The sequence below is a fragment of the Stutzerimonas sp. genome (genome assembly GCF_982611455.1).
The window spans coordinates 1-22,093 of sequence record NZ_CEXBBO010000036.1; the positions used below are offsets into that span (position 1 = coordinate 1).

At 58.5% G+C, this 22,093-nt stretch carries 23 protein-coding genes and 1 pseudogene; 11 read left to right on the forward strand and 13 right to left on the reverse strand.

The features are described 5' to 3' along the window. Positions 1 to 125: 125 nt before the first annotated feature. Entirely contained in the window at positions 126 to 1,658 is a 1,533-nt protein-coding gene (locus AC2LD7_RS18260; protein WP_484599132.1) for a hypothetical protein, read from the forward strand. 278 nt (positions 1,659 to 1,936) lie between these two features. Here the strand turns inward: AC2LD7_RS18260 and AC2LD7_RS18265 are convergent, their stop codons facing one another. Beyond that, positions 1,937 to 3,736: a hypothetical protein gene (locus tag AC2LD7_RS18265; protein ID WP_484599133.1), complete on the reverse strand. Its 1,800-nt coding sequence runs from the start codon at positions 3,734 to 3,736 to the stop codon at positions 1,937 to 1,939. Positions 3,737 to 4,137: 401 nt separating this feature from the next. On the opposite strand from AC2LD7_RS18265, the gene AC2LD7_RS18270 reads away from it, so the two are divergent. Genes AC2LD7_RS18270 through AC2LD7_RS18280 form a run of 3 tightly spaced genes read left to right on the forward strand, consistent with a single transcriptional unit; the run spans position 4,138 to position 6,174 of the window. Continuing rightward, positions 4,138 to 4,926 carry a hypothetical protein gene (locus AC2LD7_RS18270; protein ID WP_484599134.1) on the forward strand — a complete coding sequence of 263 codons (789 nt, stop codon included), beginning with the start codon at positions 4,138 to 4,140 and terminating at the stop codon, positions 4,924 to 4,926. Continuing rightward, a complete protein-coding gene (locus AC2LD7_RS18275; protein WP_484599135.1) occupies positions 4,923 to 5,846 on the forward strand; it encodes a hypothetical protein in 924 nt (307 codons plus the stop codon). The genes AC2LD7_RS18270 and AC2LD7_RS18275 overlap by 4 nt, the downstream gene beginning before the upstream one ends. Positions 5,847 to 5,874: 28 nt before the next feature. Further along, the gene (locus AC2LD7_RS18280; protein WP_484599136.1) at positions 5,875 to 6,174 is read left to right on the forward strand and encodes a hypothetical protein; all 300 of its coding nucleotides are present in this window, start codon (positions 5,875 to 5,877) and stop codon (positions 6,172 to 6,174) included. 715 nt (positions 6,175 to 6,889) lie between these two features. Here AC2LD7_RS18280 and rhlE1 read toward each other — a convergent pair. Together rhlE1 and AC2LD7_RS18290 are read right to left on the reverse strand one after the other, a co-directional pair. Continuing rightward, complete coding sequence (gene rhlE1 / locus AC2LD7_RS18285; protein ID WP_484599137.1) at positions 6,890 to 8,218, reverse strand: RNA helicase RhlE1; 1,329 nt, start codon at positions 8,216 to 8,218, stop codon at positions 6,890 to 6,892. Positions 8,219 to 8,643: 425 nt separating this feature from the next. Beyond that, complete coding sequence (locus AC2LD7_RS18290) at positions 8,644 to 9,120, reverse strand: NYN domain-containing protein (RefSeq protein WP_484599138.1); 477 nt, start codon at positions 9,118 to 9,120, stop codon at positions 8,644 to 8,646. A 312-nt stretch (positions 9,121 to 9,432) separates the two neighbouring features. Between AC2LD7_RS18290 and AC2LD7_RS18295 the strand changes: the two genes are divergently transcribed. Both AC2LD7_RS18295 and AC2LD7_RS18300 read left to right on the forward strand, forming a co-directional pair. Beyond that, entirely contained in the window at positions 9,433 to 10,113 is a 681-nt protein-coding gene (locus AC2LD7_RS18295; RefSeq protein WP_484599139.1) for a YciC family protein, read from the forward strand. A gap of 123 nt (positions 10,114 to 10,236) precedes the next feature. Beyond that, positions 10,237 to 10,634 (forward strand): annotated as a pseudogene (locus AC2LD7_RS18300) (neutral zinc metallopeptidase); the annotation flags it as partial. Positions 10,635 to 10,640: 6 nt separating this feature from the next. Here the strand turns inward: AC2LD7_RS18300 and AC2LD7_RS18305 are convergent. Continuing rightward, positions 10,641 to 10,988, reverse strand: a complete 348-nt coding sequence (locus AC2LD7_RS18305; RefSeq protein ID WP_484599140.1) for a hypothetical protein — start codon at positions 10,986 to 10,988, stop codon at positions 10,641 to 10,643. Positions 10,989 to 11,095: 107 nt separating this feature from the next. Here AC2LD7_RS18305 and AC2LD7_RS18310 point away from each other — a divergent pair, with 107 nt between their 5' ends. The 4 genes from AC2LD7_RS18310 to AC2LD7_RS18325 all read left to right on the forward strand — a co-directional run bounded on the left by AC2LD7_RS18310 (position 11,096) and on the right by AC2LD7_RS18325 (position 14,242). Next, a complete protein-coding gene (locus AC2LD7_RS18310; protein WP_484599141.1) occupies positions 11,096 to 11,674 on the forward strand; it encodes a DUF2796 domain-containing protein in 579 nt (192 codons plus the stop codon). A 70-nt stretch (positions 11,675 to 11,744) separates the two neighbouring features. Next, the gene (locus tag AC2LD7_RS18315) at positions 11,745 to 12,452 is read left to right on the forward strand and encodes an ABC transporter ATP-binding protein (protein WP_484599142.1); all 708 of its coding nucleotides are present in this window, start codon (positions 11,745 to 11,747) and stop codon (positions 12,450 to 12,452) included. 3 nt (positions 12,453 to 12,455) lie between these two features. After that, positions 12,456 to 13,721 carry an ABC transporter permease gene (locus tag AC2LD7_RS18320; RefSeq protein WP_484599143.1) on the forward strand — a complete coding sequence of 422 codons (1,266 nt, stop codon included), beginning with the start codon at positions 12,456 to 12,458 and terminating at the stop codon, positions 13,719 to 13,721. 8 nt (positions 13,722 to 13,729) lie between these two features. Then, positions 13,730 to 14,242, forward strand: coding sequence for a DUF3299 domain-containing protein (locus AC2LD7_RS18325; protein ID WP_484599144.1), 513 nt, complete (start codon positions 13,730 to 13,732; stop codon positions 14,240 to 14,242). Positions 14,243 to 14,329: 87 nt separating this feature from the next. Here AC2LD7_RS18325 and AC2LD7_RS18330 read toward each other — a convergent pair whose 3' ends face one another. From AC2LD7_RS18330 to AC2LD7_RS18355, 6 genes are read right to left on the reverse strand one after another with little or no spacing between them, the layout of a single operon-like run. Then, a complete protein-coding gene (locus AC2LD7_RS18330; protein ID WP_484599145.1) occupies positions 14,330 to 15,421 on the reverse strand; it encodes a tetratricopeptide repeat protein in 1,092 nt (363 codons plus the stop codon). A 1-nt stretch (position 15,422) separates the two neighbouring features. Continuing rightward, positions 15,423 to 16,130, reverse strand: coding sequence for an energy transducer TonB (locus AC2LD7_RS18335; RefSeq protein ID WP_484599146.1), 708 nt, complete (start codon positions 16,128 to 16,130; stop codon positions 15,423 to 15,425). Then, positions 16,130 to 16,543: an ExbD/TolR family protein gene (locus tag AC2LD7_RS18340; protein ID WP_222910674.1), complete on the reverse strand. Its 414-nt coding sequence runs from the start codon at positions 16,541 to 16,543 to the stop codon at positions 16,130 to 16,132. The genes AC2LD7_RS18335 and AC2LD7_RS18340 overlap by 1 nt, the downstream gene beginning before the upstream one ends. Positions 16,544 to 16,553: 10 nt before the next feature. Further along, entirely contained in the window at positions 16,554 to 17,099 is a 546-nt protein-coding gene (locus AC2LD7_RS18345; RefSeq protein WP_484599147.1) for a MotA/TolQ/ExbB proton channel family protein, read from the reverse strand. Then, positions 17,092 to 18,438: a MotA/TolQ/ExbB proton channel family protein gene (locus AC2LD7_RS18350; RefSeq protein WP_484599148.1), complete on the reverse strand. Its 1,347-nt coding sequence runs from the start codon at positions 18,436 to 18,438 to the stop codon at positions 17,092 to 17,094. Before AC2LD7_RS18350 ends, AC2LD7_RS18345 begins: the two co-directional genes overlap by 8 nt. Then, on the reverse strand, positions 18,435 to 19,205 hold the full coding sequence (locus AC2LD7_RS18355; RefSeq protein WP_484599149.1) for a DUF3450 domain-containing protein: 771 nt from the start codon (positions 19,203 to 19,205) through the stop codon (positions 18,435 to 18,437). Before AC2LD7_RS18355 ends, AC2LD7_RS18350 begins: the two co-directional genes overlap by 4 nt. Before the next feature lie 111 nt (positions 19,206 to 19,316). On the opposite strand from AC2LD7_RS18355, the gene AC2LD7_RS18360 reads away from it, so the two are divergent. After that, positions 19,317 to 19,571, forward strand: a complete 255-nt coding sequence (locus AC2LD7_RS18360) for an OmpW family outer membrane protein (RefSeq protein WP_484599150.1) — start codon at positions 19,317 to 19,319, stop codon at positions 19,569 to 19,571. Positions 19,572 to 19,645: 74 nt separating this feature from the next. Here the strand turns inward: AC2LD7_RS18360 and AC2LD7_RS18365 are convergent, their stop codons facing one another. From AC2LD7_RS18365 to AC2LD7_RS18375, 3 genes are read right to left on the reverse strand one after another with little or no spacing between them, the layout of a single operon-like run. Beyond that, positions 19,646 to 20,575: an NAD-dependent epimerase/dehydratase family protein gene (locus AC2LD7_RS18365; RefSeq protein ID WP_484599151.1), complete on the reverse strand. Its 930-nt coding sequence runs from the start codon at positions 20,573 to 20,575 to the stop codon at positions 19,646 to 19,648. Further along, positions 20,568 to 21,452: a sugar nucleotide-binding protein gene (locus tag AC2LD7_RS18370; RefSeq protein ID WP_484599152.1), complete on the reverse strand. Its 885-nt coding sequence runs from the start codon at positions 21,450 to 21,452 to the stop codon at positions 20,568 to 20,570. Before AC2LD7_RS18370 ends, AC2LD7_RS18365 begins: the two co-directional genes overlap by 8 nt. Positions 21,453 to 21,462: 10 nt before the next feature. Then, positions 21,463 to 21,957 carry a single-stranded DNA-binding protein gene (locus AC2LD7_RS18375; RefSeq protein ID WP_484599153.1) on the reverse strand — a complete coding sequence of 165 codons (495 nt, stop codon included), beginning with the start codon at positions 21,955 to 21,957 and terminating at the stop codon, positions 21,463 to 21,465. Positions 21,958 to 22,093: the final 136 nt, after the last annotated feature.

The following is a 22,093-nucleotide window of genomic DNA, read 5'->3' on the forward strand; positions in this document are numbered from 1 at the left end:
GAGCAATGGGCTGAAGCACGCAAGATAAGAAAGTGTTTTTACACACTCTGGGCCAGGAGCGGACCTCTAATGCCTGTGAGAGAATCCGGACCAGACTACCTAAGCTAGAACGGACTCTCCCTTTCATGGAATTGAATCGCCCTTCACTCTATGACATCGCATGTCACTTCTGCGTCAGTCGCATTATCGGCGCGGCAATTCCCTACACTCGCCTGAGTAACATCCTCGAAAGCATGTTTCACGGGCGACCGCTCACTGCATTGTCGCTGAGCTACCTGAAGCAGCAAAAACTCAACGAATTGCATCAGCTGGCGATCGGCCAGATCACATATGAAGCCTTCATCGCAGCTTTAGACCCCGCATTAGTAGCGCGCGAGCAGGCTGCCAGAATTGAGCACCAAGCTAAGGAAGCAGAGCTCCTGGCCCAACAGGCCGAACGGGCGGTAAAGCGCAAACGCGAGGGCGAAGCAGCAGAAGCTGCCCGTATTGCTCGCACGGCGCAGTCCAATCGTGAGCGCGAAGCTGCTGAGGCAGCTCGCATCGTCCGCGAAGCCGAGTGGGCGGCGCAGTGCAAGCGTAATTGTGAGGCTGCTGAAGCCATGTACAACGCTCGCATGAGTGAACCCGGTTACATCGCTCCGACTCCATACGACATTGCCCGGCACTACCGGGTGAGCCACCTTCAAGGTGCGGTTACCTCGCCACTGAGCAATATCCTGGGGGCTCTCTATCAAGGCCGTCCGCTTTCAGCAGCCTATCTTAACTACCTCAAGATCAAGGGGTTCCCCGGACTGTATGCACTGGCTATTGGTCATGTTACCTACGAGTCGTATATTTCAGACCTCAACGCAGCCGAGGTCGCACGGACAACGACCAAAGTAGCTCGCCTCGAACTGGCCGAAGCACAAAGACGCCGGCGTGAGGCTGCCGAGGCCGCCCTCATTGCCCGCGAAAGCGATCCCGCATACATCCTGCGCAAGAAATACGGAATTCTCACCACCGCTCAGCCTTTGTTGCCGCGGTTGATGTGTATCCTTCAGAACATCGGCGTCGGCAACCGACTGGCCGATGACGATTTCGTTTGGCTCAATACTGAGGGTCTCGAGCATTTCACTGAGAAGCTGCGGAAGACCCACCACCTACGCGAAGCCGAATTCTGCGGCAACGAGTACCGTCGCACCCAGGATCCGTGGAACGCAATCAACGCCAGTGGCCACTATCGAAAGTGCGATCAGCCAGAGTCGGCACTTGAACTACTCGCGGGTGTACCGACCAATAAACTCAAAAATCCCAAGATCCACTCAGCCATGTGCACCACCCACGGTGGTGTCATGCGCGATCTGGGGCGGCGTAAAGAAGCTCTTCAGCTCGGCAAGCAGGGCCATGAGTTACAGCCGAGGAACTTCCGTCCGTGCACTCTGCTAGGTGCTGTGTGCATGGAGCTAGGCGACTATGTGGAGGGGCATGACTGGTACGCCAAGGCTGAGGAGCGCGGTGCCAGCAAACAGAGCATCGACACCGAACTGCGGGGCATCTTCGTCCGGGCGGACAACTCCCAGCGTGAAACAATGCGAGCGTCCTTGTTGACAAAAGATCCGGACCGTTACCACTGGGTGAATGACAAGAAATATCGCAGCGAATCGACGCCAATTTTGTAGACGAAGCCAAGCGTCCGTTGAGGCTTTGCAGCAGCCCATGAATGGGCCGGAAGCCTTGCGCTGACAGTGTCGTCTAGCGGTCCAGAGTGTGTAAAAACGCTTCGTCAAAATTGAAGTGTGCGCGTCTACGTGAAATCTGAAATTTATCGGTACGTCAGCAGATGCGGATTTCGCCCAGATGCGCGATTTTCAGTTCGGTTTTGAGTACTTGTCGCACTCGAAAACGTTTTTACACAGCCTCGGCCAGAAGCGGACTTCAGCCCCAAACAAATCAATCTTTATCCACGTTTTCGCATGCGGCTAATAAATACCGCTTCACTATTGGTAAAGGTGTTCTTCGCGTTCAGCCAGTCGGTGACCGGATTTCCCTCTCTATCTTCATTGCCAATTATTCTTTGTGCGACATAGGCTCCGAATGGAATCCAGGCAGCGATAGCCCCAAGACCACCAGTGCTTCCTGCAAGTGCGGCGGGAATTATTGCCCCGGCCAAGCCCAGCAAATCCCGCTTCTTTGCTCCTTTCTGGATGCGTTCAAATTGATTAACCCTCTCATTGATGTCAGATATGTATTTATTGATTGCATTGGAGTCAAAATTACAATCTCTTAATATCTTATTAAGCCTTGCTATATCTTCAGATTGAAATGCATCGAGCACGTCGATAATCGGCGCAGCGTTATCCAAGACCAGTAGGTCGTTGATTATGGTGTCTAGCTTTGTAATTGGGTCTATGAATTTTTTGTTTGGAATTCCAGTTACAAAGCTGGCTGCAGCAGTTGCCATTGCCTCCATGTTCACGCCACCGGTATCTGTAGGGCAAAAATTAGAATTCAACGCTGCTGCCCACTCAACAGAGAGCGTGCTGTACATCAACAGTGGATTAAGATCATGGCCAGTTGCGGCAGATACGATTTCCGCAAGAAGCCTTGCTGATCCGTGCTGCAGACCTGCAATCGCTCCCTGCGTTGAATAGTCTTCCTCTAGGGAGGACCAGCTAGCACCCAAATGGTCACGGGTGATCCTGAAGATTTTTCGATCAAGATCTTCAGCGTTACCAATTATTAGGCCCAATAGTTTTCTTCTGGACTCATTGTCAACTGGTGGATACAGTAAGGGGTTTCTTCTCCTCGACTCCTGTATTGTTGCTATCGCGAGTTGCCTATGCATCACGGAATTACTGGAACTTGGCTCTAAGTGCTCTGCCAGTCCTTTTGGGGAATATTTATGTAGATCATACGGGAGTACAAACTTTACTCGTCGCCTTTCGATTAAAGTTTTCAAATCACTGCCGGTGATTTTGAGATGCATTAAAAATGTCTCAAAGTCCCCTAGCGGTGGAGCAATGTATATTTCGCTATAGGTTGTTATGTAGTTACGAATATTGCCCGGTGTCCCTAGCGAGCAGTCTATGAAGCATGCAGACCCAGAGTCTCTACGGATGTCAGCTTCAGTAGGGGTGTCGGTAAAAAGTGATATACGGGAATCAAACCACTCCTGCTCACTTTCATCATGCATATCTAGTACTGCAGTTGGCCAAGCTGTTTGCTTGCGATGTGTAGAGAATTGAGCGGCGTTGACCAAGGGAGGTATTTCGGCAGTCTTAAATTCGGTATCAATGTTAAGTCCGAGATTGGCAACCGCTATTTCTACATCCGTAATCTGGTCAGGATTTAAACGTTTGAGTGACGTAAAAATTAGCTTGCCAGGAAAATCTTGAATACTGAATTCCGGAAAATTCTTCGGTAGTTGCCGTTTAATCTCTAGGTGGAATTGAAAAATATTAAGTGGGGCACCGTGCAGCTGCGACAACTGTTCTACTGTGCGGGCGGGTAGTCGAGTTGCATTCGGCGGCGGCGTCGTTACCAGATCTACTTGATAGGCAATTACTCTACAGCACTCATCAAACCATTTTTTTAGAGGCGTTCCACCTGAGGTTATAGCGGTCTCGATATCGCTACAGGCTATATAGTATCTTCCATCTTTCTCCCATAATCCTTGAAATTCAAAGTCAGGCTGAGTGAGTAAAAGTCTTTCATACGAAACTTGGGCATATCCTTTTGCAAATCCGAATTTCGTCACGTGATTCTCCACACCTGAAGCTAAGAAAAAGAGGCTGACTTATTTTTACCACTGACCGCTCATGGCCGTTCTCTGCCTATCGTGACTGGCAGAGGTCGACCTAGGCTGTGTGAATGGTATAGCGATAAAGTCAATTTGACATTGCCACTTTTATTTGCCATACCCAGATGGCAGCGCGCTCTAGGTGTGGAGGGCTAGGAAGGATTCAGCCAGCAATTGGTTGGACACCTGCTGTTCAAGCGCAATCACCTTACAGAATAACTGCCGGTGGCCCTGCTTATCACGCTGGGAAGCTTATACAGAAGGTGACTATGAGAGGACTATGCACTTGGCTCTATGTTGGTGCCATGGTGAGTCTGGGGCTGACAGGGTGCGGCGACACTGCTGACCAGATTTCTGTCATGGATCAAGACCTCGCTCAACGCCGAACCGAAGCGGCGGCCGTACTGGCCGATCGACTGATCAAAGATCCCAATCTGCAACAGGCAGGCGACGTGCAGCTGTACCTCTCTTCGAACTTGGTTTCACAGGCGCTTACCCTGTTCGATAAACTTTCAGTCACCGATCCGGACATGCCTAACGTCACCTTCACCGTGAACTCAATACGGCCAGCGTTCACTGAAGGCATCGCCAGTCTTGAGTTAGACCTTAGCGCCAAAAAAGGGGACCTCACCATCCAGGTGAAAGGCACTGCGACCCTGCTACCCGAGTCATTACCAGACGCGAAGGTGGAAAAGCGGATAGTTGCTAAGGTATCGCCGATTCCCGACGAGATTAGTAGATTCTTGGGCATAAATCCCATTCAAATATCAGTACCGCTGTATTCACAAGTCTATAAACAAAGGCAGCCCCTTCGATTTAGAATTGTGGTTGATCAACTTATTCCGAGAGCGTCGTGGGGGCCATTCTCCAGCGATATAAAAGGGTTTGTTGCTGACTTGGCCAGGTTGAAGTTAAACGCTTTAATCACCGCTAAATTGCCTGCAATCGAAGTGCCATTACAGAACGTCATTTCTATTAAGCAGGATCGAGAGGTCAAGCCAGTCGACTTAATGGATGGAAAGCTAAAGGCGGAACTAATCACCCCTCCCGCGGCATGGTCTACGAGCTTTTCGCTGACTGAGGTTGTTGTTTTAAAGCGCGGTATCCATTTGATTGGAGCCCTTAGCAAGCCAGGAGCCGTCGAATGAAGATTGCAATAGCAATGTCAGCTATCACAATTGGAATTCTCTGTGGCTGCGACAAAGAATCAAAGGAGACCACCTCTGATTTGAGCAAACTAAGCCCTGAGCAGCACGCTGCGTTGATAACGGCCAATGACGACTCACTGTTCGCCGAGACTGATATGGGAATTTGGGTACGTGGCCAGTCCATTTCCAATATCATCAATTCGATAAACACCATCCCCGCAGCTAATCGAGCAGTCTCTGTTCAGGTTACGCAGCAGTTGGATAAGCTGACCGACGAAACTGATTACTACGTTGAGTTGTACGATCTACCTAGCAATAACGCGGTTGGCTTAATTGAAAGTATTGAATCCGCATGGCAAGAAGATGGGCGACTTACGTTTAATGCTGATCTAAAAGTACACGGCGATGCGCGTATCCATGCGCATTCCAATTCCTTAAATGTTGGTGGTCATATGGGGTTTGGCTTGGATGCCATGACCAAAGTTAGCGGGCAGGTGATATTTGTACAAAGCGCCGACACAAAGCGATTATTTGAGGCGAATTTCGAATTGTTCCCAGCATTATTGCGGCTGGATCTTCATACAGCCATATCTGACAAGAAGGAATGGTGCTGGCAAATCGATCTTCCATTTGGAGGCGAAGCCAAAGACTGTAAAATTCTCTGGCAATACGAAATCCCAATAAACATAAGTTATGCCCACAACATAAAGACTGACAAAGTAATATCACTGCCGATTGAGATCAACCTCCCTAAAGTGATCCGTCTGCAACGTGACGTCGACGGTATCAGTTTCGATAAATCCATTGCCGTGGCCATCGAGCCAAAGGGCTTTAAAACCGATGCCGTTGGACTACTGATGCGAGTAGGAGTGGAGGTTACGGAGACGCAAGCGCCAGTCACTACTGCGGCAGAACAATAACGGTTAGGGGCTTCTCAGGAGGTGATCTATGAGTCAGATTACGTACATTCAGGTCCTGGGTAGTGATTGGACCTTTGGCGAGCGATACATCTATGCATACGCCACGTACCTGGTTGCGTGCCCTCCCGACCGCACCTGCCAAGTTGGTATGGGACCAAACTGGTTCGGCGGACCGCTCGGCGAGAAGATTAGATTCTCTGGTGAGAAAGAGATATTTGTGCTCGGTGCCGGCGAGCTTCATTTCCGAGTCGATGATGGCCAAGGTGGGTGCAAAGTTGGGTTTATCCAGAAATCACAGGGGTTGATCAAAGCCTCTTGGGATTTTTGATTCCGTAGGAATTGACTTGGCACTAATCTCCTAAACCTTGAATGACTGCTTTTGGTCCAGAGTGTGTAAAAACGCTTCGTCAAAATTGAAGTGTGCGCGTCTACGTGAAATCTGAAATTTATCGGTACGTCAGCAGATGCGGATTTCGCCCAGATGCGCGATTTTCAGTTCGGTTTTGAGTACTTGTCGCACTCGAAAACGTTTTTACACAACCTGGGCCGGTAGCAGCCGGCCGGGGGCCGCCTTTGGGCCAATCCACGCTCGTCGCTCCTGTCTGCTTTCAACCCGGCGCTACAGCGAACAGGCGGCTTTTGCACCAGGCTCACGGTAGCAACTTCAACAGCGCCCCGATTACACCCCAGCGGCGCGATACATAGGCATCCCTGGATCGGTTCCGCATTGTTCTATTGATGATGTTTGCCGCTTTGGCCGGCAATGAAACCCGGAACGGTTTCTCGGCTTTCATCATGGCGGTATCCACCAAACCAGCGCATATCCCGGTTACGCTGATGTGGGCTCGACGAGTGCGGGCGAGAACTCTCAGACCGTCCAGGTATGAGGATACAAGCGCCTTGGATGCGCAGTGTGACGCCGCCCCTCCGCTGGCGCGCAGCATCAATATGCTCGCGATGAAGGAGCATCCTGGTTGTCGGGGCGAGCTTCGTCGTAGTGGGTCAATGGCGCGCAGGGCATGTTGTCGACGCAGCGGAGGCGCTTACTGCTTTTTCTTGCCCGGCTTCGCCCCGCCCAGACTCGGCACCTTGCGGATCGCTTTGGCGTTGGGCTTCTCGCTTTCATCGAACCAATTGCCCAGATGGATACGGCCTTTGCCAGCGGCTTCCTTGGGCTTCTTCGGTTTTTTTGGCTTCTTGACGATATGACCGCCGGGCTGTGTCGTGGGTACTCGATGATCCGGAACGAAGCCCAGTTCGTCGTGACGCGGCAGAATCTGCTGGATCAAAGTCTCGATGGCTGCGAGCTGATCGACTTCGTCAGCGGCGACCAGCGACACCGCTTCACCTGTAGCGCCGGCACGGCCGGTGCGGCCAATCCGGTGTACGTAATCCTCAGCGACGATGGGCAGGTCGAAGTTGACTACGTGCGGCAGGTCATGAATGTCCAGGCCACGCGCGGCCACATCGGTCGCGACCAATACCTGAACCTCACCTGCCTTGAAACGCTCCAGCGCGCGCAGCCGTGAAGCCTGCGGTTTGTCGCCGTGGATCGCGTCGCTGGAGATGCCCTGCGCCTGCAGCTCGTTCACCAGTTGATCGACGCCCTTGCGCGTTTTGACGAAGACCAGCACCTGCCCCCAGCGGCGCTCTGCCAGCAAATGCAGGAACAATTCCGACTTGCGCTTCTTGTCCACCGTTACCAGCCATTGCTTGACCGTCTTTGCGGCGGCATTGCGTGGGCTGACCTCAATCGATAACGGGTCGCGCAACAGCTCACCGGCCATCTGCCGGATGGCATCGGAGAAGGTCGCGGAGAACAGCAATGTCTGGCGCTTTTTCGGCAGCGCGCTAAACAGCTCGTCCAGTTCTTGTGAGAAGCCGAGATCGAGCATGCGGTCGGCCTCGTCCAGCACCAAGGCTTGCACCTGAGCAAGCTTAACGGCGTTCTGCCGATACAGATCCAACAACCGGCCGGGCGTCGCCACCAGCACGTCGATGCCCTTGCGCAGCGCCATCATCTGCGGGTTGATGCTGACACCGCCATACACGGCATAGGTGCGCAGCGGCAGGTTCTGGCCGTAAATGCGGAAGCTCTCGTGTACCTGTTCGGCGAGCTCGCGGGTCGGCACCAATACCAGGGCGCGGATCGAGTTGCTGGTCACTTGCGCGCCTTGTTGCGTCAGCCGCTGCAACAGCGGCAGGGCAAAACCGGCAGTCTTGCCGGTACCGGTCTGCGCGGCGGCCATCAGGTCGCGGCCTTTGAGCACGGCCGGGATCGCCTTGGCCTGAACCGGCGTCGGCTGGGTGTAATCGAGGGATTCGAGGGTGCGCAGCAGCGGATCGATCAGGCCCAGGGAGGCGAAGGTCATGGCAAGAACCGGACGATAAAAACGAGGTGGGCAGTTTACTCGGAAAGCAGGCTGGAGACTGCTTCCCCTCACCCCAACCCTCTCCCCGCTCCGCAGCGTATTTCATCTGGAACATGGCGCCGGGGAGAGGGAGTTGCTCCAGTGCGGAACCGAACGAAAGCTATAACTTCACGCCGAAAGCCCGCCAAGCTTTTCTTCTGCTTCCGATCCGCTCGTCGGGTCGGTAAAGCGTGGCCGACTGCAAATCTGAACAGCACCCGGCCCATCACCGTGCCGGCCACGCTTTTTCTTCAAGCTTCAAGCTTCAAGCTTCAAGCTTCAAGCTTCAAGCTGAGGCTTCAGGCTTCAGGCTTCAGGCTTCAGGCTTCAGGCTGAGAACCGCTCTTCGCATCAAGCTTTCCAGCCTTCAGCGCTTTCGGCGGCTTCTACTGCTTTAACAACAGCTTGCCTTCAATCGGCACATAACGCGTGGCGGCGCGAATCAGCGATTGCGCGGTCAGGCCCGGCACGCCATAGGCGGTGGCCTCGGCGCCACCGGCGCGCACGCGGTCGAGCAGCAGATCGAAGTCACCATCGCCCGAAGCCAGTACCACTTCGTCGACACGCCCGGCGGCATCCAGCACATCGATGGTTATACCGACGTCCCAGTCGCCCTTGGCCGAGCCATCGCTGCGCTGGATGTAGGGTTTTAGCTTTACCGTGAAGCCGAGGTTGCGCAGGATTTGCTGAAATTGCTGCTGCTTGGCGTCGCCGCGATCGATGGCGTAGGCATAGGCCTCGACAATCTCACCGTGCGCGCTGACCTCGGCCCACAACGCGGCGTAGTTGAAATGGCAGCCGTGGGCCTGACGCACCGTGTAATAGAGGTTCTGCACATCGGCAAACAAGGCGATCTTCTTCACGCGGCAGCCTGAATGGTTGGGAGGTCGGCCAGTATGGGCGGCAAAAACGCTCCTGTCGCCGGTAATCCCCTCGCGATCTTGCAGGTGGATGACTGTTGCAGCAGTGCACGCAATTGTTGCATGAGCGCCCGAGACGAGGCGCTTTCGAACAAGCGGCCACGCAGGCGTAGGACCATGATCACATGGGTTATTGAAAGCAGCGCGCAGCTACCTTTCAAAAAGAGCAATTGACACGCGCATAGCCCAGCGCAGTCGCTCTCAACGACCTGCTAAAGTGCGCGCCTGGATTTTTCCGAGATTGTTCCGACTGCAATGAATGTCCTATCGATCCTCCGCGACGCCTGGTTCTTTTATTCCCGCAACTTGGCCTCCATCGCCCGTCTCTGCCTGCCGCTGATCGCCCTGGAGAGTTGCGCCAGGCTTGTTGTCGAGCACTGGTTCGGCAAGGGCGCAATGCCGGCGCAGGAGTTATTGGTCGGCATGGTGTTCTATCCGCTGTATATCGGCGCGCTGATTTTGTTTCTCGACGCCCGTAGTCGCGGCCATGCGCCACCGCTGCGCGAAGTGCTGCTTCGTGCGCTGCCGCTCTGGCCGTCCTTGGCAGTGCTGGCCGGGCTGGGCACGCTGCTGATCATGCTCGGTGCTTCGCTGTTCGTACTGCCTGGGCTGTGGATCATGGTCAAGATCGCCTTTGCCGAGTACTTACTGGTGCTACGCGGTTTGGGTCCGCTGGCCGCGCTTAAGGAGAGTTTTCTGCAGACTCGCGGGCATTTTCTGCTGGTGCTCGGCTGCATTCTCGCCGTGCTGCTACCGCTGTGGATCCTCGAAGCCTGGCTCGCCGCGCACTTCTGGGCTGGCGAGACGCCGCCTGGATTGCTTGCCGTGCTGGTCGATAGCGCCGTCGGGCTGGTGCAATTGCTGGCCACGGTGGTGCTGTTTCGCTGCTTCATGCTGTGCAACGATCCGACCGTCCGCCTCGAGGAAAAAAACTAGCGGCTGGGCGGCAAGCGGCGATTCGCCGAGCTAGGCTTGGCTGTCCATCTCCGGAGGACCCGCCATGGCCGAACAGAACCCAAGCATCCTTTCCCACGTCTCCCTCGGCAGCAACAGCTTCGAGCAGGCGATTTCGCCCAGGCCTATGTGATCGCTCATGAGGTCGACCATCATGTCCAGACTCTTCTCGGCGTGTCGCAGCAGATGCAGGCCGCACGCCAGCGCGGCGCCCAAATGGAGGGCGACAATGGCTTGCTGGTTCGCCAGGAATTACAGGCGGACTGCTTCGCTGGTGTCTGGGCCTACCATGCCCAGCAACGTCATGATTGGCTTGAGGAAGGTGACCTGGAGCAGGCGCTGAACGCCGCCAATGCCATCGTCTTCAGCAGCAGAGCCAGAGTCGCGTGGTCCCGGATGCCTTCACCCACGGCACCTCGGCGCAGCGGGTGAAGTGGTTTCGCGCCGGCTTCGACAGCGGTGCGCCCGAGCGCTGCAATACCTTTCAGGCGCAGCGCTTGTAACGTCTTTCAGTCTGCCTCGCTGATCCAGCTGTAGATTGGCGAGTCGGCGCCGCTCTGCACTTTTACCTGAGCACTGTGGCGCAGACGCACCAGCAGACGCTTGCCAGCCTGCGCGCTACCGCTCAGGGCTTGCAGTTCGGCTAGTAGCTGCGGTCCCTCCATCCGCCCCGCTTCGCGCAGTAGCTGTTGGGCACCGAGCCAGAGGTGATCGGAACCAGTCTCAACGGGTACCTGCGCCGCTTGTGCGTTGGCGCTCAGCGGCAACTGCCGCGCCAGCTGCGCCCAGTCCTGCTCGTCCAGCTCCACACTGAGATCTACCGGCAGCTCGCCGATGTGGCCACGAATTCGAATCATCTTCGCCTCCAGAAAACTCGCACCATGCTCCCACGGCTCGCGCCGGGCTGGCCAGTACCGCCATTCTTTTGTTATAACGTAACCATTACATCATTCAGGAGATCGTCATGCGCCATCTGTTGCTCGCCCTGCCCTTTGTCCTTCTACCCGGCCTCGCTCAGGCTGCCCAGCATCACGAGCATGAGCATGACGATCAGCACGCCAGTCTCGGCGCCCATGAGCACGGTGCCGCGGAACTGGACGTCGTGCTGGATGGTTCGACATTGGAAATCGAGCTTCGGAGCCCGGCGATGAACCTGGTGGGCTTCGAACATGCACCAAGCAGCGAAGCGGACAAACGTAAAATCGTCAACGCACGCAAGCAGCTTGAACAGCCAGATACACTGTTCGGCCTGCCAGCGGCAGCGGGCTGCACCCTGGCTGAAACCGAGCTGGAAAGCCCGCTGTTCGAAGACGCCGCTCATGACGGCGAGCACGAGCATGATAGTGATCACAACGGCCAACACAGCGAGATCCATGCCCACTATCACTACGATTGCGCCACCCCTCATGCGTTGCACGCACTCGATTTGCAGGCGCTGTTCAAGGCATTCCCCAGCACCGAGAAAATCCAGGCACAACTGATCGGCCCGAACGGCCAACGTGGCGCACAACTCGACCCTGGCCAGCCACGCGTTGAGTTCTGAACACCCGCTGTCTGCCGCCGCCTGGCCCGACGCAGTAAACTCCCCGGCTCGCCTGACACGGATCATCTCGATGACCGCACCGTTGCTTGAACTCCACCAACTGGGTTTTGCCTGGCCCGGCCAGGCGGAGCTGCTCGACATTCCCAGCTTCAAGCTGGAACGCAACCAAAGCCTGTTCCTCAAGGGCCCGTCGGGCAGCGGCAAGACCACACTGCTCGGGCTAATCGGCGGTGTGCAGAAGGCCAAGCGCGGAACGGTTCGGTTGCTCGGCAACGATCTTGGTACGCTCTCGGCCGGAGCGCGCGATCGTTTCCGTGTCGATCACACCGGCTATATCTTTCAGCAGTTCAATCTGCTGCCTTTTCTTTCGGTGGCCGAAAACGTCAGCCTGCCTTGTCATTTCTCGACGTTACGCGCCGAGCGCGCACGGCAGCGACACGGTAGCGTCGCACGGGCGGCAGCGAGCCTACTGACGCATCTCGGTCTGCCGGCAGAACTGCTTGGGCGCCGCGCCGAAGCGCTTTCCATCGGCCAGCAGCAACGTGTCGCCGCGGCCCGCGCGCTGATCGGTCAGCCGGAACTGGTCATCGCCGACGAACCCACCTCAGCGCTCGATGCCGACAGTCGCGAAGCCTTTTTGCAATTGCTGTTCGCAGAGTGCCGCGATGCAGGCTCCAGCCTGCTGTTTGTCAGCCATGACCAAAGCCTGGCGCCGCTGTTCGACCGCAGCCTGTCGTTAGCCGAGCTCAACCGCGCCGTACGCGCAGCGGAGATCTGATCTGTGTATTTGTTGCGCCTGGCCTTGGCGAGCCTGAACAACCGCCGCTTCACTGCCCTTCTAACGGTGTTCGCCATTGCTCTGTCGGTGTGCCTGCTGCTTGCCGTCGAGCGGGTGCGCACCGAAGCCCGCGCCAGCTTCGCCAGCACCATCAGCGGTACCGACCTGATCGTTGGCGCACGCTCCGGCTCGGTGAACCTGCTGCTGTATTCGGTATTCCGTATCGGCAATGCCACCAACAACATTCGCTGGGACAGCTTCGAGCATTTTGCCGAACACCCGCGGGTGAGCTGGGCGATCCCCATATCGTTGGGCGACTCCCACCGCGGCTATCGCGTGATGGGCACCAGCAGTGCCTATTTCGAACATTACCGCTATGGCCGCAAGCAACCCTTACAACTCGCCGAAGGCCGAGCTTTCGCTGAAGATCCGTTCGAAGTGGTGCTCGGCGCCGAGGTGGCTCGGGCGTTGAATTACAAGCTGGACGACCAGTTGGTGTTGGCACATGGCGTCGCCACGGTCAGCCTGGTCAAACATGACGACAAGCCGTTCCGCGTGGTCGGCATTCTCCGACGTACCGGCACACCGGTCGACCGTACGCTGCATATCAACCTGGCCGGAATGGAGGCGCTGCATATCGACTGGCAGAACGGCATGCCCGCTCGCGGCGCGGCGCGCATCGATGCCGAACAGGCGCGCCAGCTGGATCTGCAACCCAAGCAAATCACCGCCTTTCTGCTCGGTCTGAACAGCAAGATCGCAACCTTCACTCTGCAACGCGAAATCAATCAATATCGTGGCGAGCCGCTGTTGGCGATCCTGCCCGGCGTCGCCCTGCAGGAGCTCTGGAGTCTGATGGGTACAGCGGAACAGGCGCTGTTCGTGGTTTCGCTGTTCGTCGTGCTCACCGGTTTGATCGGCATGCTCACGGCGATCCTGACCAGCCTCAACGAGCGTCGCCGGGAAATGGCCATCCTCCGCTCGGTGGGCGCCAGGCCCTGGCATATCGCCGGCCTGCTGATCGTCGAGGCGTTCAGCCTGGCTCTGGCCGGCGTGATACTCGGATTGCTGTTGTTGTACATCGCAATTGCCGCCGCCCAAGCGCCGCTGCAAAGCCACTATGGGCTTTACCTGCCGCTGGCCTGGCCGAGTGTTTATGAGTGGTCGCTGCTTGCCGGCATACTATTGGCCGGCCTGCTGATGGGCAGCGTGCCTGCCTGGCATGCGTACCGCCAATCACTGGCCGACGGCCTGTCGATCAAATTATGAGGACTGTCATGTCACGCCTGCTTTTCGCCACATTGCTCGCCCTTGCGGCTCCGTTCGCCGCCGCGGATGTGCGCGAACTGCAGTGGTCGGATCTGATCCCGCCAGACGCGCCGCCGCCACCGCCCCCCATGGCGATCCATGACATGTCGCAGCTGGCCGATGCGCTCACCGCCGAAGCCGGACCCGCCGCCGCACAGCAATCGCCTGCCGCACCGGTAGTCGAAGCGCTCAACGGTGCCCAGGTAAAATTGCCGGGGTATATCGTGCCGCTGGACATGAGTGAAGACGGGCGCGTCACAGAGTTCCTGCTAGTGCCCTACTTCGGTGCTTGCATTCACGTCCCGCCGCCACCGTCGAACCAGATCGTGCATGCCACCAGCGAGCTGGGGGTAAAGGTCGACGCGCTCTATCAGCCGTTCTGGATCGAGGGTCCGATGAGAGTCGAGCATGCCAGCAGCGAGTTGGCCGAGGCCGGCTATCGCATGGATGCGCAGAAGATTTACGTCTACGAACTGGAGTGATGAACGCCGCCGTAACGTTCATGTCACGGCGTTGGGAATATCCGGATCGATCAAATACTCGTCCGCGCTGAGTCGCCGAGGGCTGCGTCAGTGGGCACTCGCGATCTGCCGCTCACGCTCGAAACTCAGCTCACCTTCAGCCCATTCCCGCCAGGCGCGGACCTTGCGCCGCTCGGCGCCGGCCCGCTCGGCCTGTTTCAGCGCATCGAGTCCCGCCTGCCAGCGGGCCTGTTCCAACTCCAGCTGAGCGACATTCAGCCAGAATTTGGCGCTGCCGGACTGCACGGCCAGCTCGCGGTAGATTTTCGCGGCTGCGGAGCGCTCCCGCGCCTGCCACCAGAGCATGCCCAGCCGTTCACGGCGCTTGGCGTCACCGGGTAGCAGGCGCGACTCAAGCATGCCTTCTAGCAGCTTCGCCCCTTGCCATGGTTGACCGGCTGCGCCCGCCAGCAGCACCAGATTGTCCAGCTCCGACTCGCTGAAACGCAGCCCCTTGGCATGCGCCGCGCGCAGCGTCGCGAGCGCCTTGTCTTCAGCGCCCGTCATCTGCTGCAAGCCCGCCAACTGACGCCAGCTCTTGGCTTGATTCGGATGACGGGCAAGCAGCCGCCGCTGCCAGCGCTCGGCAGTGTCGTAACGCTTCAGTTCGGCATTGCCGGCCACTAGAAACTGCAGCCAGGTATCGGCCGCATCGGGGTTGGCCTGGACGTAACGTTCTGCCAGCGGTAGCGCCTTGGCGTGTTGGCCGAGCCCCTGATAGGCCTGCACCAACATCTGCAGTACCTCTTCGCTCGCCTGAGCGGGCGAGCCCAGCAGGCTGATCACCTTGGCATAGCGGCGCTCGATCAGATTGAGTTTGGCCAGGTTGAGCTGTTCGTTCGGCAGCAGCGTCTCGTCCAGCTTGCCGCTGGCGACCGCCTTTTCGAGTAATTTCAACGCTTGTCGGTTGTTGCCTTCCGCCCAGGCCAGATAAGCCTGACTGCGCCATAAAAGCGCTTCTTCAGCACTGCCTGACTTGGCCTCTGCCTGGCCAAGGGCCTTGCGCGCAGCGCTGTAGTCGCCCTTCTGCTGAGCGCTTTGCGCACGCTCCAACGCCTTGAATACGACCGGGTCGATGCTTTGAGCGGCGTGAGTCGAGGTAGCGAAAAACAACGAGATCAACAGCAGCAAACGTGGCATGTCAGCGTTCTCCTTGCAGGCGGAAGTGCAGAGTCTTGACTGCTTCGCGCGCTACCGCGGCGCCATTCTGGGTACGTGGTGCAAAGCGCCAGCGAGCGGCTGCACGGCGCGCTTCGCGATCGAACACATTGCGTGGCGAGGCTTCCAGCACCCGGATGTTCTCGACTTTGCCGGCAGGCGTAATGGTGAAGGCGAGCTTGATATGACCTTCGATGCCGCGCTGACGTGCCCGATAGGGATACTCGGGACGGACGTCGTTCAACGGCATGACTTCCTGCTCGGGACCACCTGACTGCGCCGCAGTATCAGCCGCCGACGGGGCCGGCGCTGGAGCTGCGGGCTGCGCAGCGGCAGTCAAACCGGACAAGCTGGGCGCCGGCGCGCTGGCAACCGACATTCCGCTGTCGATGTTCGGCATCTGCAGGTCCAGTTTCGGCAGGCTGGCATCTGGCGTGGCCATGCTCGGCGTGGGTGGTGTCGGCGGTTGTGGCGTCTTGGGTTGAGGCGGCTGGGGCGCCTGCTGCCGCGAACGCGTCGCGGTGCTTTCGTTGCGACTGTCCATGCGCACGAAGTTGGCAATCGCCACTGGCTCGTCCGTCACTTCGCTACGCGGCGGATTGACCATGCTCAGCATCAGCACGAACAACAGCAATGCCACCATGCAGGCCGCGACGAAGGACAACCCTACACGGGTCAGTCCGCGGGCCATCACTGCGCTCCCGAACTGGCGGCGAGCGCCACATCCTGGACCCCAGCCTGGCGCGCCTGGTCCATGACCTGAACCACCAGGCCGGTACGCGCATCCTGATCCGCCTGAACAACCACGGCGCCTTCGGGCTGGTCGACGCGCATGCGCTCGACATGGGCGCGCACGCTGCGCACGTCCACCGGCTGCTTGTCGATCCAGACCTGACCGTCCGCAGTCACCGCGATGAGAATGTTGCCCTTATCCTGCGCACTGGCGGTATCGGCCTGTGGGCGCTGGACTTCGACGCCGGACTCCTTGATGAAGGAGCTGGTGACGATGAAGAAGATCAGCATGATGAAGACCACGTCGAGCATCGGTGTCAAATCGATGCCGGTGTCCTCTTCCTGCTGGTAATGATGGCGACGCATACGCATCCGGTAATCCTCAATCGTGACGCAGCTGGTCGGCCAGCCGGTCGAGAGCCTGTCGCGAAATACGTTCGAGACGCGCCAGGCTGAACAGTCCAGTAATGGCCAGCACCATGCCGGCCATGGTCGGCAGGGTCGCCTGCCAGACCCCAGCGGCCATGCCGCGGGGGTTGCCGGTGCCGTTGAGCGCCAGCACATCGAATACCGCGATCATGCCGCTGACGGTGCCGAGCAGGCCCAGCAGCGGATACATCGCGACCAGCGTCTTGCTCATCCGCAGCGGGCCGACGAGTTGCTGCTGTGCCTGGGCCAGCCAGGCGCTACGCACGGCTCGCTGCCAATTCCCGGGCTCGTTGCCGAGCTGAGACCAGGCTTGCCGGCGCGCCTCGACCCAATGCGGGAACACTCGGCGCATGAACCACAGACGCTCGAACACCAACGTCCAATAGAGCACGCATAGCGCCGCCAGCGCCCACATCACGGCACCGCCCGCGGCCATGAAGTCGAGCAGCGAGTAAGCGCTGTCGACCAGGCTCAGCCAGCGCACATGCAGATCAGTCACGACGTGGCGTCCCCGACAGATGCAGCGCGATCAGACCGGCGCTCTGCTGTTCCAGCAGCTGAATCAATGCCTTGCTACGGCTGGCCAACAGGCTGTGCAGGAAAAGCAACGGAATCGCCACCACCAGGCCCAACACAGTGGTGACCAGTGCCTGGGAGATACCGTCGGCCATCAGCCGCGAATCGCCACCACCGCTCTGAGTGATCGCCTGGAAGGTCACGATCATGCCAGTTACGGTGCCCAGCAGACCGAGCAACGGTGCCACCGCACTGAGCAGTTTGAGTAACGGCTGGCCGCGTTCCAGCGGCGGTGTTTCCTGGAGAATCGCTTCGTCGAGTTTCAGCTCCAGGGTATCCAGATCCGACAACTGCGGCTTGGGCCCGAGCACACCGATAATCCGACCCAGCGGGTTGTCGTCACGCGGGTGATTGAGTTCATGCATTTGCCGCCCGACAGCGCGCCCGACGCCGGTCAGGTAGACCATGCGCCAGAGGGCGAGCAACAGGCCGACGGCCCCCAGCACCAGGATCACCCAACCGACCAAACCGCCCTGCTGAACGCGATCCCAAAGCTGCGGTTGACGCTGCAGCTGGGCCAACAGCGAACCGCGGCTCGGGTCGATCGGCAAGGTAGCCAGTGCGTCATTGCTGCTCAGATAGTCGTCGATCATACCCATGCCATCCGGTTGACGACTCGGCATCAGCAGCTCGCCCGCATCCCTGTCATAGCGCAGAAAACTGTCATCGGTGAACGCAGAGAAATTGCCGACACGTAGCACAGGTTGCACGTTGCGCTGACCATCCGCACCCACTACGGGCAGCTCGACCCGCTCGACCCGGCCGCTGGCGGCAAGGTCTTCGAGCAAGGTCATCCAGAAGCTATCGAGGTCTTCTGCCGATGGCAGAGCACGGCTTTCGGCCAGCGCCTCGAGGCGTTCGAGCCGCTCCGGATACTGTGCGTTGAGTAGGCTGTCCTGCCACTGTCCGGCAATATCACCCGCGCTTTGACGGACCACGCCGAACAGCTCGCCGAGATGGCCGACCCGCTGTGCCAGGAGCTTCTCCTGCTCAGCCAGTTCGGCTTCCTGACGGTCGAATTCCGCTTTCAGCCGCTCAGCTTCGGCTTTCTGCTTTTCAAGCGCGGCGTTGGCGCGCGCTAGCAGCTGCGCCTGTTCGCTACGATTTTGAATGAAGGATTGTTCGCGCGCCTGCATGGCATCGACTTCCGCGGCGCGCTCGCTGCGAATGCGTTGCAACAGCTGATCCGGGCTCAAGGGCTCGGCCGCCTGCGCCAAGACTGGCAACAAGCCGATGAGGAACAACGTCAGCAAACGGCTCATTGCGCAGCCTCCTTGGCCAGGGTTTTCACGGGCAATTCGAGCCAGGTGGGCGCCTGCTGCTGACGAGCAATGGCGATGGCCTTGGTGATCGGCCGGCGCGCACTGCCGTCGAGCACTTCCCAGGTGCGGGTCTGCGGATTCCACCAGCCGCTCTCGTGGGCATCGAGCGTCTGGTAATAAAGCATTGTCCGCCCCAATCGCAGAAACTCGACGCTGCGAGTTCCGCCCTCGACGGGCAGCTCGCCTCGCCAAGCTTCCAGGGTTCTGCCGTAGTCACTCTCGATCTGATAGGCCTCAAGGATGCGGCGATATTTCTCGGCCAGGCTGACGTCAGCGCGCACCTGCATGTCTTGCAGACTGGCCAAACGGTCGGCGCGCTCGTCGGGAAGAAACGGCAGATCCGCCGCGATGAACTCTTCGAGCACATCGATCATCCGCCCCATCTGCGGCGCGACGGCCTCCTGAGTGCGTTCGATGCTATCCAGCTGGCGCTGGAACCCTTCGAGCTCCTTGCGCTGCGCCGCGGTGAGCTCGGTCAGCTGCGCGTTGTAGGCCTTCAGAGCCTCGGCCTGCTGCACTGCATTGCGGTAATCGTTGAGCATCTGCCGCGTGGCATCGTCGAGCTGCTCGATGCGCGCTTGCGACGCCTTGGCTTCAACGGCCAGGCGCTGACTTTCCTCCAGCGCTGCATCCAGCGGAGCAGCATGGATCTGCACGCAGCATGGCAGCACGGCGACCGCCAAGAGGCGGGGAATAAGGGCTTGCATTGACGGATCCTTGCAGACGAGGGTCAAACTCGAAAGAGAAACATTATCATCTAGAAGCCCAAAGGAAGGCAACGGGCAATAGGTCGCAGCACGGGCGAAGCGGCGCACTCATTGAGCTGCGTCAAAAGACCTGGTTCTTTTACCGAGCTGAGCGGCAGCGCCAAGAGCAAGGGATTCAGCGGCCTGGACATGAAAGATTCGGGGCCTGGCTGCCCAGTGAGCATGGATTACATGCTGACCGAGAGCGCGACGCTGAACGTCTATGTCGATACCGCGGGCACGACCTACCTGGCCGGCGACAAAGTTAAAGTCGATGTAGACGTGGATCCCTTCGTCTATGTGGTCGGCCTCGGCTACACATTCTGACGAAACCGGTATCCGCCAAATCGCGGATAAGCAAAAGGCGCCAGCCGGCGCCTTTTCTTTTCTCCAGGTCCCGCTTACAAGCCCAGCAGCTTCATCAACCCATCGCGCATACTGGTTGGCGGTTCCGGCAGAGTGTAACGCTGAAGCAGACGCGTATTGTTCGCTCGCGAATGACGAATGTCGCCGGGACGCGCACCCTCGTGAACCAGCGACGGCAAACCACCGAGCACATCACCGATCGCCTCGATTAGCTGATTCAGCGTCGTGGCGCGGCTCAGGCCGACGTTGACCGCCCCCTCTTCAACCTTCGGCAGTTCCAGCGCCTGCACCAGCACCTCGACGAGATCGCCGACATAGACGAAGTCGCGAGTCTGCTCACCATCACCAAACACAGTGATCGGCAGTCCTTGCTGTGCACGCTCGGTGAAGATGCTGATTACCCCCGAGTACGGCGAGGACGGATCCTGACGCGGTCCGTAGATGTTGAAGAAGCGAAACACCACAGGTTCCAAACCATGCTGTCGACGATAAAAGTCGAGGTAGTGCTCACTGGCGAGCTTGTCCGCCGCGTAGGGGGTCAGCGGTGCTTTCGGCGTTTGTTCGTCGATGGGCTGCCCCTCACCATTATTGCCGTAGACAGCCGCACTCGAGGCGAAGACGACTCGCCTTACGCCCTCCTCGCGCATCGCTTCACACAGATTCAGGGTGCCGACCAGATTGCTCTGGTGCGTGCCGACCGGGTCATCGACCGATGCTTGTACCGATGCCACGGCAGCCAGATGCACCACGGCTTGGCACCCTTGAATCGCACGCCGAACGATCTGCGCATCGGCCACGTCGCCCTCGATCAGCTCGACACGGTTATCGTCCGGCAGATTGCTGCGCTTGCCAGTAGAAAGATTGTCCAGCACCCGCACCGAATAGCCGCGCGCGACAAGTACATCAACCAGATTCGAACCGATGAAGCCGGCCCCGCCTGTAATCAGAATGGGTGATTCAGCCATGGCGGTAATAACGCTCCAGGAGGCTCGGCAGTCCGGCACGCCAAGCGCGCGGCTTGATGCCGAAGGTATTGAAGATTTTCTTGCAGGCCAGCACGCCATGCTGCGGCTCGTCCGCGGCATCGGGGCAGGCGGCGTGAGCGATGGGGGTCAAGCTGCTGTTTTTCAGCTGGCGGTATTGAGCGGCCTCCGCGAGCAGCGCCTGACCGACTACCAGCGGGGTCGATGCCTCATGCCCACCGTAGTGATAGGTTCCCCACAGCGGCGCCTGACAATCCAACTGCTTCAATACGGCCAGGATGACCCGTGCCGCGTCTTCGACAGGCGTTGGGTTGCCACGACGATCATCAGCCAGATATAGCTCATCGCTCTGCTCGAGACGTTGGAGAAAACGTCCCAGCAAGCCGTCCTGACTGTCATCCAGCAACCAGCCGAACCGCAGCAGGACGTGTCGCGGACAGAGCGCACGAACACTCTGTTCGACACGCCAAAGTGCGCGGCTTCGTGCATCCAGGGGCGCGACCTCGTCCTTCTCGCCGTAAGCGGTAGTCCGAGCCCCGTCAAATACACGGTAGCTGGACGGCTGCATCAACACGAACTGATGGTGCTGGCACAGCTCTGCCAACCGTTCCACGGCTCGCTCCTGACTGGCAAGCACGGCGTCATCGACATGACCGCTCTGAAACCAGTCGAAGTAGTAGGCAAGGTTGATCACGACATCCGGACGGTTGTCGTCGAGCAATTCGGTCAGACTAGGGGCGTCCCACCCCTGATCGGGCGGGCGCGGTGCGAGGAAGCCGATGTCTTCCTCGGCACCGAGGCGGATAAGCGCCTGACCCAGGGCATTGCCGCCGCCCAACAGCATCAGGCGCATTCGCATTGAATAGACTCTAGAACGGAATGTCGTCGTCGAAGCTGTCGTAATCCGGCGCCGGCTGCTGTGCCGGTTGCGGCTGGGACTGCGGGCGCGACTGCTGTTGCGGCTGTGATTCGCGCTGCGGACGCGGCTGAGACTGGCGAGGAGCATCGTCGGAACTGCCGCCACGACCTCCAAGCAACTGCATGGTGCCGCCCATGTCTACAACCACCTCAGTGGTGTAACGCTTGACGCCGTCCTTTTCCCACTCACGGGTCTGCAGACGGCCTTCGATGTAGCACTGCGAGCCTTTGCGCAGATACTCGCCGGCGATCTCGGCAACCTTGCCGAACAGTACGACACGGTGCCACTCGGTGCGATCCTGTTGTTGGCCGGTCTGCTTGTCTTTCCAGCTGTCGGTGGTGGCCAGGGTGATGTTGGTCACCGCATTGCCATTGGGCATGTAGCGGGTTTCCGGGTCGCCGCCGACATTGCCGATCAAGATGACTTTATTCACCCCTCTGGCCATGGGTAACTCCTTTGTTGAAACATGAATTAGGTGGCTCACTGGAGAGAATTCCCACAGACGGGAAAAAGCCAATGACCGTGAATCTTACCTCACCGCCCCATGCCGGCCAACCGGCGCGACTTCACGATATGGGAAT